Source organism: Burkholderia crassaminum (assembly GCF_964265005.1).
GTDB lineage: Bacteria > Pseudomonadota > Gammaproteobacteria > Burkholderiales > Burkholderiaceae > Burkholderia.
Map to the genome: position 1 here is coordinate 70,561 of NZ_OZ183800.1, position 13,401 is coordinate 83,961.

Consider the following 13,401-nt stretch of genomic DNA (forward strand, 5'->3'; position numbering starts at 1 on the left):
GCAGACGAACCGCCCACGCAACCGCAAGAGACAGGCAAGGCAGGAGACGACATGACCGACAGACGAATGCTGATCGCCGGTGAGTGGTGCACCGCCCGCGACGGCAGAACCTTCGACCGATTCAACCCCGCGACCGGCGCGCTCGCGTCGCGTGCGCCGGCGGCCGGCTTGGCCGACGCCGACGCGGCGATCGACGCCGCGCACCGCGCGTTCCCCGCGTGGGCGGCGCTCGCGCCGACCGAGCGGCGCCGACGGCTGCTGAAGGCGGCCGACCTGATGGACGCGCGCATCGACGAGATCATCGCGACGGGCGTCGCCGAGACGGGCGCGACGCCGGGCTGGCTCGGCTTCAACGTGACGCTCGCGGCGAACATGCTGCGCGAGGCCGCGTCGATGACGACGCAGATCGCGGGCGACGTGATCCCGTCCGACGTGCCCGGCAATCTCGCACTCGCGATGCGCGTGCCGTGCGGCGTGGTGCTCGGTATCGCGCCGTGGAACGCGCCGGTGATCCTCGGCACGCGTGCGCTGGCGATGCCGCTCGCGTGCGGCAACACGGTGGTGCTGAAGGCATCCGAAGCATGCCCCGGCGTGCACGCGCTGATCGGCGCGGTGCTGGGCGAAGCGGGGCTCGGTGCGGGCGTCGTCAACGTGATCACACATGCGGCGGCCGATGCACCCGAACTCGTCGAACGGATGATCGCGCATCCGCACGTGAAGCGGATCAACTTCACCGGGTCGACGCACGTCGGGCGCATCATCGCGCGCCACGCGGCCGGACACCTGAAACCCGTGCTGCTCGAACTGGGCGGCAAGGCGCCCGTGCTCGTGCTCGACGATGCCGATCTCGACGCGGCCGTCGATGCGATCGCGTTCGGTGCGTTCTTCAACCAGGGGCAGATCTGCATGTCGACCGAGCGTGTGATCGCCGCGCGGCCGATTGCCGATGCGCTCGTCGCACGCCTCGCCGCGAAGGCGCGCACGCTGGTCGCGGGCGATCCGCTCGCAGGCCATCCGCTCGGCACGATGGTCGATGCGTCGGCCGCCGCGCGCGCAGCCTCGCTCGTCGAGGACGCGCGTGCGCATGGCGCGCAGCTGCCGCTCGGCTGCCGCGTCGAAGGCGCGACGATGCAACCCGCGATCGTCGATGGCGTCACGCGCGACATGCGGCTGTATCGCGAGGAATCGTTCGCGCCGGTGGTCGCGATCCTGCGCGCGGACAGCGACGACGAAGCGGTCGCGCTCGCGAACGACAGCGAGTTCGGGCTGTCGGCGAGCGTGTTCAGCCGCGATGTCGCGCGCGCGATGGCGGTGGCGCGCCGGATCGAATCGGGGATCTGCCACATCAACGGCCCTACCGTGCACGACGAGGCGCAGATGCCGTTCGGCGGCACGAAGGCGAGCGGCTATGGCCGCTTCGGCAGCCGCGCGTCGATCGCCGAATTCACCGAGCTGCGCTGGATCACCGTGCAGACCACGCCGCGTCACTACCCGTTATGAGCGAGCCGACGATGAATGTTGCGACGCCCGCGAGCGGGCCGGTGAACGACACGGGCGGCGTACGCTATCGCGCGGCGGCCGTCGCCGTCGGCGCGGCCGAGATTCGTCGCGCGGACAACGGCGCGTGGTACCTGCGCTCGCGCGAACCGCTCGACGATTACCCGACGCGCCTGACGGATTGCCTCGTGCGCGGCGCGCAAGCGCATCCCGACCGCGTGCTGGCCGCGCGGCGCGGTGCCGACGGCCACTGGATCGAGATCACCTACGCGCAGATGCTCAAACGCGCTCGCGCGATCGGCCAGGGTCTCGTCGATCTCGGCCTGTCGGCCGAGCGTCCGCTCGCGGTGCTGTCCGGCAACGATCTCGAGCATCTGCAACTGATGTTCGCGGCGATGCTGGCCGGCGTACCGTACTCACCGATTTCTCCCGCGTATTCGCTGGTGTCGACCGACTACGGCAAGTTGCGTCACACGCTCGGCGTGCTGCGTCCGGGCGCGGTGTTCGTCGCCGAACGCGCGCCGTTCACGCGCGCGCTCGACGCGACGCTGCCGGCCGATGCGGCGCTGATCGTCGCGCACGATGCCGACGCCGATGCCGATGCCGATGCCGAGGGCCGCGCGGTGCCGCTGTCACGCCTGCTCGCCACCGTCCCGCGCACGATCGACGAAATCCATGCGGCTGTCGGCCCCGACCATCTCGCGAAGATCCTGTTCACGTCCGGTTCGACGAAGCAGCCGAAGGCCGTGCCGACCACGCACCGGATGCTGTGCAGCAACCAGCAGATGCTGCGCCAGACGATGCCCGAGCTGACACGCGAACCACCGGTGCTGGTCGACTGGCTGCCGTGGAATCACACGTTCGGCGGCAGTCACAACCTCGGCATCGCGCTGTACAACGGCGGCACGCTGTACATCGACGACGGCCGTCCGGTACCCGGTCGCTTCGACGAAACCGTGCGCAACCTGCGCGAGATCGCGCCGACGATCTACTTCAACGTGCCGAAGGGCTGGGAAGAGCTGACCGCCGCGCTCGAACGCGATGCCGCGCTGCGCGACACGTTCTTCTCGCGCGTGAAGCTGTATTTCTTCGGTGGCGCGGGGCTGTCGCAGGCCGCGTGGGACCGGCTCGACCGCGTGACCCACGGGCATTGCGGTGAACGCATCCGGATCATGGCCGGCCTCGGGATGACGGAGGCGTCGCCGTCGTGCCTGTTCACGACGGGGCCGCTGATGCGCGCCGGCTATATCGGGCTGCCCGCGCCCGGCTGCGACGCGAAGCTCGTGCCGTGCGGCGGCAAGCTCGAACTGCGTTTCAAGGGGCCGAACGTGATGCGCGGCTACTGGCACGCGGACGTCGATCCGCGCGACGTGTTCGACGACGAAGGCTATTACCGCAGCGGCGACGCGGGCGTGTTTGCCGATCCTGATCGGCCGGAACTCGGGCTGCTGTTCGACGGCCGGTTGACCGAGGATTTCAAGCTGAGCAGCGGCACGTTCGTGAGTGTCGGGCCATTGCGTGCGAACGCGGTGTCGAGCGGGGCGCCGTACGTGCAGGACGTGGTCGTCACCGGGATCAATCGCGACGACATCGGCTTGCTGGTGTTTCCGCGTGTCGATGCGTGTCGTGCGCTGGCGGGGCTTGCTGCCGACGCACCGGTCGCCGACGTGCTGCGCGCACCGGCCGTGCGCGCGGCATTCGGGACCTGGCTTGCCGCGCTGAACCGGCATGCGAGCGGTGGCTCGACGTTCGTCGCGCGCATCCGGTTGATCGACACGCCGCCGTCACTCGATCTCGGCGAAGCGACCGACAAGGGTTCGCTGAACCAGGCGGCCGTGCAGAAGCATCGCGCGGCGACGATCGACGCGCTGTACGACCCGGCGCGGCGCGATCCCGACGTGATTTACGCGTAAGCAGTCAGCGGGCACGAGCAGGTACAAGCAGCTACGAGCAGGCGTAACGACCGGCCGGCCACGGGGCCGGCAGGCATGCTTGCGGCCAGTTAATCAGGCTACCTGATAAAGGCGGTCGTTCGGACGACACCTCGCGCGCCGCTTCGCCATTGGCCGGCGGCGGCGCGCGGCGGCCGTTGCAGGGCCGAACGACTACAAGACAAGACATCGGATCGCGGTGCATGGCGCCGGATGCAAAGCAAGGGGCTGGATGCAAAGCATGGGGCCGGAGTAAGTGCTGAAGCACCGACTCCAGCCGACACAAGTGCTGAAGCACTCACTCCAGCCGACCGGAGACAGGAGACAGGATGAACACTTACGTTGCTGAAAAACCCGCGGTCGCGACCACGCTCGCGTTGTGTTTCGCGATCGCCCTCCTCGAAGGGCTCGACCTGCAATCGGTCGGCGTCGCCGCACCGCGCATGGCGCGCGAATTCGGGCTCACCGTATCGCAGATGGGCATCGCGTTCAGCGCGGGCACCTTCGGGCTGCTGCCGGGCGCGATGCTCGGCGGTCGGCTCGCCGACCGCATCGGCCGCAAGCGCGTGCTGATCGCGTCGGTCGCGCTGTTCGGGTTGTTGTCGATCGCCACCGCACAGGCGTCGAGCTTCGCGATGCTGGTCGTCGTGCGCGTGCTGACCGGCATCGGCCTCGGCGGCGCGATGCCGAACCTGATCGCGCTTTCGTCCGAAGCGGTCGAGCCGCGCTCGCGCAGCAGCGCGGTGGCGACGATGTACTGCGGCATCCCGTTCGGCGGCGTGATCGCGTCGCTGATCGGCGTGCTGCTCGCCGGCGACACCGAATGGCGGCACATCTTCTACGTCGGCGGCGCGGGGCCGCTGCTGCTCGTGCCGCTGCTGGTGTGGTGCCTGCCGGAGTCGCGCGCGTATCTCGACGTCGCCGGCACGCAGGCCGCGCGCGCGAGCGTCGGACGGACGCTGTTCGGCGACGGCCGCACGACGTCGACGATCGCGCTGTGGGTCAGCTACTTCTGCACGTTGATCGTCCTCTACTTCCTGCTGAACTGGCTGCCGTCGCTGATGGCCGCGCGCGGGCTCGATCGCGAGCACGTCGGCCTCGTGCAGATCGCGTTCAACGTCGGCGCGGGGCTCGGCGCGCTCGGCATCGGCGCGGCGCTTGACCGGATGCGCGCGTCGCGCGTGGTCGGCGGCATGTATGTGGGGATCGTGCTGTCGCTCGCCGCGCTCGCGGCCGCGCCCGGCTTCGCGTCGCTCGCGGCGGCCGCGTTCGCGGCCGGGATGTTCGTGGTCGGCGGGCAGTCGGTGCTGTATGCGCTTGCGGCGATCTACTACCCGACCGCGATGCGCGGCACGGGTGTCGGCGCGGCGGTGGCCGTTGGCCGGCTCGGCTCCGTCGTCGGGCCGCTCGCGGCCGCGACGCTGCTCGCCGCCGGCCGCAGCGCGCCGGTCGTGATCGGCGCGAGCATCCCCGTCACGCTCGTCGCGGCCGTCGCCGCGCTGGTGCTGATTCGCCGCCCGCAAGCCGACGACTGACATTTCCCGTTTCTTCAATGCGTGCCGTCAGAGCGCGCGATTACTCGAGGTCTGGAGACACAACGACATGAAAAAGAACACCAGGAACGGCCTGCTGGCCGCGGGCGCATGCTGCGCGCTCGCCGCCCCGGCGGCGCACGCGCAGTCGAGCGTGACGCTGTACGGGATCATCGACACAGGCATCGAGTTCGTGTCGCACGCGAACGCGGCCGGCGACCACGTGGTGCGCATGCCGGGCGTGACGGGCGAGCTGCCGTCACGCTGGGGGCTGCGCGGCGCGGAGGACCTCGGCGGCGGCTATCAGGCTGTGTTCACGCTCGAAAGCGGCTTCAACGTGCGCGGCGGCGATCTCGGGCAGGGCGGCCGGCTGTTCGGACGGCAGGCATTCGTCGGGCTGAAGGGCGGCTTCGGCACGCTCGCGTTCGGCCGCCAGTACACGATGACCTACCTCGCGCTGCAGGGCGCGGACATCATCGGCCCCGACATCTACGGGCTCGGTTCGCTCGATGCCTACGTGCCGAACGGCCGCGCCGACAATGCGGTGACCTACGTCGGCACCTATCGCGGCGTGACGCTCGGCGCAGCGTATTCGTTCGGCCGCGACAGCGCGGGCACCGGCAACTCGCCGGGGCAGGGCACGTGCGCGGGGCAGGTGCCGGGCGACGCCACGCAGTGTCGCGACTGGTCGGTGATGCTCAAGTACGACAGCGCGTATTTCGGTGCGGCGGCGTCGTACGAGGAGCAACGCGGCGGCACCGGCGCGGCCGCGAACTTCTTCGACGGCATCGCGCCGGTCGCCTTCACGAGCAGCGGCGGCAAGGACGCGCGCACGCACGTGAGCGCCTACGCGCAGGCAGCGGGCGCGCGGATCGGCGCGGGCTGGATCGGGCGGCGCGTGTCGACGGGTTCGCCGGCTGAGGCCGGCGCACATTCCGATCTCTTCTTCATCGGGGCGTCGTATGCGGTCAAGCCCGATTTCGTCGTCGACGGCGAAGGCTACCGGATCGTCAACAGCGCGCACGACACGCGCGCGACGATGGCCACGTTGCGCGCGACCTATCTGCTGACCAAGCGCACGGCCGTCTATGCGCAATCGTCGTATCTGTGGAACAGCGCGCATGCGCGCTACGCGGTCAGCGGCGGTGGGGCCGGTACGACACCCGGCGAAGGGATGGGGCAGCTCGGCGCGATGGTTGGCGTGCGGCACATGTTCTGATCCGGCAGCCTGACGAACGGGAGATACTTTGAACAGAAAATCTGCATTCCTTTGTATCGCGCCGCTGTCCGCGGCGGCCATGCTCGCCGGTTGCGGCGGCGACGATTCGGTCAGCGCCACGCCGACACACCTGAGCGCCGCGACACCGGCCGCCATGACCCAGACCTGCGACGCGCTTGCCGCGAAGCTCGCGTATGCGAACACGTCGTTCACGTCAGTGACGACCGCAGCCGCAGGCGCGCTCACGGTAGCCGGCAAACCGATCGCCGAGCACTGCGTGATCGAAGGGAAGATGAACGAGCGCGTGAGCGCGGTCGACGGCCAGACCTATGCAATCGGCTTCGAAATGCGCTTGCCGAAGGCGTGGAATGGCCGCTTCTTCTACCAGGCGAACGGCGGGCTCGACGGCAACGTCGTGACCGCGACCGGCGAGATCGGCGGCGGCGGGCCGCTGAACGACGCGCTGAACCTGGGTTTCGCGGTGATCAGTTCGGATTCCGGGCACAGTGCCACGCAGAATCCGCTGTTCGGCGTCGATCCGCAGGCTCGCATCGACTACGGCTACGGCGCGGTCGACGCGCTCACGCCGATGGCGAAGCAGGTGATCCGGCTCGCGTACGGCAAGGCGCCCGACCGCAGCTATTTCGACGGCTGCTCGAACGGCGGCCGTCACGCGATGGTCACGGCGGTGCGCAACCCGGCCGACTACGACGGCATCATCGCGGGCGATCCGGGCTTTCATCTGCCGAAGGCGGCGATCGGCGAGATGTACGGCGCGCAGCAGTTCGCGAAGATCGCATCGGCGACCGGATCGAACGGGCTGCCGGACATCCGCAGCGGCTTCACCGATTCCGAGCGGCAGTTCGTCGGCGCGAAGATCCTCGAGAAATGCGATGCGCTCGACGGCGCGGCCGACGGAATGGTGCAGGACGTGGCCGCGTGCCAGGCGCACTTCAGCGTCGATGCCGATATTCCGACCTGCGCGAACGGCACGCGCACCGGCGCCTGTCTGACGCCTGCACAGAAGACCGCGCTCGAGAACGTATTCACGGGCGCACGCAACAGCGCGGGCACGGCACTCTACGCGGGCTTTCCGTACGATCCGGGCATTGCCGGCAGTGGCTGGGCCGCGTGGAAGCAGTCGAATTCGATCACGCTCGATCCGGCCGCGATGGCGTTCACGTTCATGACGCCGCCGAAGACCGCCGCGACGCTCGCGAACCTGCCCGGTTTCGCGCTCGGCTTCGACATGGACAACGATGCGCCGGCGATCTTCGCGACGAACGGCACATACGCGCAATCCGCGTGGACGTTCATGACGCCGCCCGACGAGACGAACCTGTCCGCGCTGAAGGCGCGCGGTGCGAAGCTGCTCGTCTATCACGGCACGGGCGACCCGGTGTTCTCGTCCGACGACACGCGCGACTGGTACGCGCGGGTTGCCCAGGCGAACGGCGGCGACGCGTCGGATTTCGCGCGCTTTTACCCGGTGCCGGGGATGAACCACTGCTCGGGCGGGCCGGCGGCCGACCAGTTCGACCTGCTGACGCCGCTCGTCGCGTGGGTCGAGCAGGGGCAGGCGCCCGGCGCGGTGGTGGCCGCCGCGCGCGATGCGACCAACGAGGTGCCGAATGCGGATGTGCCGGCGTCGTGGGGCGCCGGACGCACGCGGCCGCTGTGCCCGTATCCGCAGGTGGCGCGCTACAACGGCTCGGGCGACCTGAATTCGGGCGCGAGTTTCAGTTGCCGTTGAGGTAGCCGTCGATGGGAAGCGGCCGGCGCTTGCGATTGCGTGCCGGCCGCTTCATGTGTGCAACCGCTCACTCACTCGCCGAGATCGACCGGCACCTCGAGCCCGACCTTCACGCGGCTCATGCTCACGAGCGTCTTGAACCGCTTCACGTTGTTGTTCGCGAAGAACAGCTCGCGCGTGAGCGCGTTGTACTGATCCATGTTGCGCACGGCCAGGATCAGCACGAAATCCCATTCCCCCGTCACGTAGTAGCACTGCTGGATCTGCGGGCAGCGCTCGAACGCGTGCTTCATCGCGTCGAGCTGGTCGATCTGCTCGCTTTCGACCTCGACGTTGACGACGATCGTCAGCGGATGATCGACCTTGTCCGGCGCGACGATGGCCGTGTAGCGCTCGATCACGCCGTCGTCCGCGAGACGTTTCAGACGCCGGTTCACAGCCGCGGTCGACAGGTTGACGCGCGCGCCGAGCTCGGCTTGCGGCGTCTGCGCGTCGCGCTGGATTTCCATCAGCAGCTTGCGATCGAACGTATCGAGTGGGGTGGTCATGATGGCGCGTGAAGCCTCGAAAAATGAGAAATTTTTGCGTCTGGACGGTCGATTCGGCGATTTTATTGACCGGCATGCGCAATATTATTTTCGTACCGACGGCGAACGCAACCCGCGCTTGCCCGATCCGACTCACCTGACGGGCCGCCGGCGCGGTCCTGTTCCGGAGCCTTTCGCCATGCTGATCGCCAACCCCCGCGCATCGCGCGCCGCCTATCCCCACGCGCTGCGCCGCGTGATGAACATCGCATCGGCCGACGAAAGCGGCGCATGGCTGTCGCACTGGCCGCTCGTCGGCAACGCGCGCACGCCGCTGCGCGCGCTGCCCGATCTCGCCGCGCGGCTTGGCGTCGCGAGCGTCAGCGTGAAGGACGAGTCGTGCCGCTCGCCGCTCGGCAGCTTCAAGGCGCTCGGCGCGCCGATCGCGCTGGTGCGGCTCGTGAAGCGGCTGCGCCGTACGCAGGATCTCGATCCGCAAGGGCTCGTCACCGGCCGCTATGCGGCGCAGCTCGCCGACCTGACGGTGATCAGCGCGACCGACGGCAATCACGGCCGTGCGCTGGCCGCCGCCGCGCGCGCGATCGGCTGCGGGTGCGTGATCGTGCTGCACGCGAACGTCGACGCCGAGCGCGAGCGCGCGATCTCTGCGTACGGCGCGCGGATCGTGCGCATCGCGGGGAACTACGACGAGTCGGTGGTCTGCGCGGCGCAGCTCGCGCAGGCGAACGGCTGGTATGTCGTGTCGGATACGTCGTACGACGGCTACGAAGCGATTCCGCGCGACGTGATGCAGGGTTACGGCGTGATCGCCGCCGAGGCCGCCGCGCAGGCGGCGCAGGACGACGGGCGGCCTTTTACGCATGTGTTGCTGCAGGGCGGCGTGGGCGGTCTCGCCGCGGGCGTCGCGAGTTATCTGTGGGAGCGCGACGGCGTGCAGCGGCCGCATTTCATCGTCGTCGAGCCGCGCCAGGCCGATTGCCTGTACCAGAGCGCACTGGCAGGGCGGGCGACCAGGGCAACCGGCAACGTCGATTCGGTGATGGCCGGGCTCGCGTGCGGCGAGGCGTCGCCGCTTGCGTGGGATTTCCTCGAGATGTGCATCGACCACTTCATGCTGATCGACGACGAAGACGCGGTGCAGGCGATGCGCGGCCTCGCGGCCGGCAGCGAACGCGACGTGCCGCTCGTGGCGGGCGAATCGGGCGCGGCGGGCGTCGCGGGGCTCGAGGTGCTGATGCGCGACCCGGTGCTCGCGCGGCAGGTGGGGCTCGACGCGCATTCGCGCGTGCTGGCGATCAATACGGAAGGCGCGACGGCGCCGTCCGTGTACCGGAGCTGCGTCGGCGAGACGGCCGACGCTGTGCTCGCGCGGCAGCGCGACTGGCTGGACCGCGCGGCGGTCGCGGCCTGACCGGCATCACGACCGACTACGACCGACTACGACCGACTACGACCGACTACGACCGACTACGACCGACGAGGCAAACGCAATGGACGCAATCGAAGAAAGCACGCTGCAGGGGCAACTGAAGACCTGGCGCCGCCACCTGCACCAGCATCCGGAGACGGGATTCGAAGAAGTGAACACGTCGGACTACGTCGCGCGCATCCTGACGACACTCGGGCTCGACGTGCATCGGGGGATCGGCGGCACGGGGCTCGTCGCGAACCTGACGGTCGGCACCGGCAAGCGCGCGATCGGCATCCGCGCGGACATGGACGCGCTGAACATCGCCGAGCACGCACCGGGCCGCGAACATGCGTCGCGCACGCCCGGCAAGATGCATGCGTGCGGGCACGACGGCCACATGTCGATGGTGCTCGGCGCCGCGCAACTGCTGGCCGAGCGCAAGGATTTCGACGGTACGGTGCGTTTCATTTTCCAGCCGGCTGAAGAACATGGCCGCGGCGCGAAGGCGATGATGGCCGACGGGCTGTTCGAGCGTTTTCCGGTCGACGCGATCTTCGGCGCGCACAACATGCCGGGCATGCGCGCGGGGACCTTCTCGACGCGCGCGGGCGGCATCATGGCGAGCGAGGACAACTTCGTGATCCGGATTGACGGGCGCGGCACGCATGCGGCGCGCCCGCACATGGGCATCGATCCGATCGTGATCGGTGCGCAGGTCGTGCTCGCGCTGCAGACGATCGTGTCGCGCAATCTCGATCCGGGCCAGCAGGCCGTGATCTCGTGCACGGAATTCATCACCGACGGGCTGCGCAACGTGCTGCCGTCGACCGTGACGATCAAGGGCGACACGCGCAGCTATTCGCGTGACGTGCAGGCGCTGCTGGAAACGCGGATGCGCGAGGTCAGCGAAGGGATCTGCCGCACGCACGGTGCGACCTGCACGTTCGAGTACACGCACGAGTTCGCGCCGACGGTGAATTCCCCGGAGTGGGTCGACACGGCCGTGCAGGCCGCGGCGCAGGTCGCGGGCGCGGATGCGGTGAATGACGACGTGCAGCCGATGATGATCTCGGAGGATTTCGGCGCGTTCCTGCAGGCCGTGCCCGGCAATTTCGTGTTCATCGGCAACGGCGAGGCAGGTGGTTGCGGCGGCGTGCCGCTGCATAACGCGACGTACGACTTCAACGACGCGATCCTGCCGATCGGCGCGCGGTATTTCGAGGCGGTGGCGCGGCTCGCGTTGCGCGAGCCGCGCCATGCGCGGTAAAAGACGATCGCCGTCTTTCGAAACGAAGCGCATGATCGGCGATCCGAACCGCACTGTGTCGGATCGCGACGGTCTATTGGGTTGACACGTCGTAAACCTTGCGCCCGCTGACCCAGGTCTCCATCACCTTGATGTCGCGCAGTTGATACGGCCCCGGCTTGGCCTGCAGGGGATCCTGTTCCAGGATCACGAGGTCGGCCTGCTTCCCTTCTTTCAAGGAGCCGATCTGGTCGTCCAGGTGGCATTGCCAGGCTGCGTCGATGGTCACCGCCCGCAGCGCTTCGGGCGGGCTCAGGCATTCGGCTGCATTCAACACTGCCTGCTCCGGGTCGGCTTCCATGACCCGCCCGATTGCCTGGTCCATATAACGCAACGGCCCCAGCGGCGAGACGAAGCGATCGCTGTGCAGGCTGATGCGAAGACCCTCGCGCAACGCCGACTTGCATCGATCGAGCTTCTGCGCGCGTTCTTCACCCAGGATGGTCTTCTGGAATGCACGCCCCCAGTAGCCGACATGGCCGATCAGGAAGCTGGGCGAGACGGACAGCCGCTTCATCGTGCGCAGGTCGTCGTCGCTGAGCAGCGACGCATGCTCGATCCGATGGCGCAGCTCGATCGGTGGTTTCACGGGTTGGGGGGGAATCGACGGCGCGGGAGGCACCTTGCTCAGCACGAGCTGGTAGGCCGCCAGGACGTTGGAGATAGCTTCGTCGCCATTGGCATGCGTCATGATCGGCCATTCGGCAGCGACGACTTCTTGCATGATTTGCGCCAGTGATTCGATCGGGTCGAAGTTGAACAGGCCGTTCGGTCCCACGTGGGGAACACTGTGTTCATCGCAACACTTGTAGGGCTGGCGTTGCAGGCCGGTCAACCCCTGGTTGGAGCCGTCGGCAATCAGCTTCATGGCCCGGATCGAAAACAAGGCCTCGGGCCCGCTGTCCAGTTGAGGCTTGAAGTGCTTCAGCCACATCGACCAGAGATCGTTGTTGCCGAACAGGGCCGCGCCCAGGCGCACCGTCATCCATGGCGTTTTCGCCAGCGCCTTCATCACGACCACTTCGAAATATCCCATTCCCATCCCGAGGCCGGCATCGAACAGGGTGGTGATGCCGCGGCTGTTCGCGTCATGCAACACCTTGCGAATGCTGCCAAGCAGATCGGCCGGCTTCGGCTGCGGCATGCATTTCATTACCTCGCCGACTTGCGATTCGGTCAACACGCCGTCGTGCTCTCTGTCCTCGAGCCCGGCGGCTCGCAACGCGGGGCTGTTGGCGTAGGCGAGATGCCCGGACGCATTGACGAGGAACAGGCACACGTCCGTGCTGACATTGTTCAGCCAGTCACGGTCGATATTCAGCCATTCGCTCATCAGCGACGGATCGACGCCAATGCCGCCCACCCACTTTTCCTGTCGTTGCTTCGCTCGGTCGACGGCATCCTTGAGCCGCGAGCGGATAAACGTTTCGCCGTAGTTGAGGCGCAACTTTTGATCTTCGAAAGGCGACAGGTCCACCCACGGGTCGATCTGGAAAACCGCGCTGGGCAGGATATGCATGTGCGGGTCGATCAGGCCCGGCAGCAAGGTCTGACCGTCATCGAGCGTCTGCTCGCGCGCTTCGGGGTATTTCTCCCGTACGCGCCGACGCACGTCATCCAGCGTCCCGGCGGCGATGACCTTGTGATCGGCGATGCCGAGTGCCTCGACCAGCTTGCTGGTGTCTTCAGGGTCCGGATAGATGCGCCCACCATGAAAGATCACGGCTTCGGGTGCCCGCTGTGCTTCCGTCCGGCTCAATTCCTCGAGTAGATCCTGCCATTCGTGTTCACCCTGGCCAAGGGCGGTTGCGACCAAATGAGGGCTGCAGCATGCACATCCGAGCTGGTGTCGATGAAACATGATTGGATCCTTTTTGGTTTCTAATGCATTGGATTGGTTTATTGTCCACTACGTATAGTTTCGCAATGCGAATCAATTTGAAGAAACGAATGCAGCGTGTAGCCATGTGACATCGGTGCGACTTGCTTCAGGAACTCCGCGGGCGAATGACGCGGATGCAGCATGCGACGCGATGGTGCGGCGTCAATGCTGAATCGTATGTATAAACACCGCCTGCGCATGGATCAAGATCAAAATCCGTACGCATAACGCCATCCTGCGGGATGCGTGACGATCGGCCCGAAGGTCGCGCCGGCGGGCAGGGCACGGCTCGCTTCGGCTCGGCAGATCGCTTGGGACAGGT

Annotated in this window: 9 protein-coding genes; 7 read left to right on the forward strand and 2 right to left on the reverse strand. The window is 67.7% G+C overall.

Annotation, left to right across the window (positions count from 1 at the left end; genetic code table 11):
- Window positions 1-51: 51 nt before the first annotated feature.
- The 5 genes from ACPTTF_RS17445 to ACPTTF_RS17465 all read left to right on the forward strand — a co-directional run bounded on the left by ACPTTF_RS17445 (window position 52) and on the right by ACPTTF_RS17465 (window position 7,932).
- On the forward strand, window positions 52-1,500 hold the full coding sequence (locus ACPTTF_RS17445) for an aldehyde dehydrogenase (protein ID WP_423367535.1): 1,449 nt from the start codon (window positions 52-54) through the stop codon (window positions 1,498-1,500).
- Window positions 1,497-3,410, forward strand: a complete 1,914-nt coding sequence (locus tag ACPTTF_RS17450; protein ID WP_423367536.1) for a feruloyl-CoA synthase — start codon at window positions 1,497-1,499, stop codon at window positions 3,408-3,410. The genes ACPTTF_RS17445 and ACPTTF_RS17450 overlap by 4 nt, the downstream gene beginning before the upstream one ends.
- 347 nt (window positions 3,411-3,757) lie before the next feature.
- Window positions 3,758-4,963, forward strand: coding sequence for a 3-(3-hydroxy-phenyl)propionate transporter MhpT (gene mhpT, locus ACPTTF_RS17455; protein WP_423367537.1), 1,206 nt, complete (start codon window positions 3,758-3,760; stop codon window positions 4,961-4,963).
- Between the two features lie 67 nt (window positions 4,964-5,030).
- Window positions 5,031-6,179, forward strand: a complete 1,149-nt coding sequence (locus ACPTTF_RS17460; RefSeq protein WP_166955889.1) for a porin — start codon at window positions 5,031-5,033, stop codon at window positions 6,177-6,179.
- 28 nt (window positions 6,180-6,207) lie between these two features.
- Complete coding sequence (locus ACPTTF_RS17465; RefSeq protein ID WP_423367538.1) at window positions 6,208-7,932, forward strand: tannase/feruloyl esterase family alpha/beta hydrolase; 1,725 nt, start codon at window positions 6,208-6,210, stop codon at window positions 7,930-7,932.
- A 71-nt stretch (window positions 7,933-8,003) separates the two neighbouring features.
- On the opposite strand, the gene ACPTTF_RS17470 is transcribed toward ACPTTF_RS17465, so the two are convergent.
- On the reverse strand, window positions 8,004-8,480 hold the full coding sequence (locus ACPTTF_RS17470) for an Lrp/AsnC family transcriptional regulator (protein ID WP_423367539.1): 477 nt from the start codon (window positions 8,478-8,480) through the stop codon (window positions 8,004-8,006).
- 178 nt (window positions 8,481-8,658) lie between these two features.
- On the opposite strand from ACPTTF_RS17470, the gene ACPTTF_RS17475 reads away from it, so the two are divergent.
- The gene (locus ACPTTF_RS17475; protein ID WP_423367540.1) at window positions 8,659-9,891 is read left to right on the forward strand and encodes a diaminopropionate ammonia-lyase; all 1,233 of its coding nucleotides are present in this window, start codon (window positions 8,659-8,661) and stop codon (window positions 9,889-9,891) included.
- Between the two features lie 79 nt (window positions 9,892-9,970).
- Complete coding sequence (locus ACPTTF_RS17480) at window positions 9,971-11,158, forward strand: M20 aminoacylase family protein (protein ID WP_423367541.1); 1,188 nt, start codon at window positions 9,971-9,973, stop codon at window positions 11,156-11,158.
- 73 nt (window positions 11,159-11,231) lie between these two features.
- Here ACPTTF_RS17480 and ACPTTF_RS17485 read toward each other — a convergent pair whose 3' ends face one another.
- On the reverse strand, window positions 11,232-13,058 hold the full coding sequence (locus ACPTTF_RS17485) for an amidohydrolase (protein WP_423367542.1): 1,827 nt from the start codon (window positions 13,056-13,058) through the stop codon (window positions 11,232-11,234).
- Window positions 13,059-13,401: the final 343 nt, after the last annotated feature.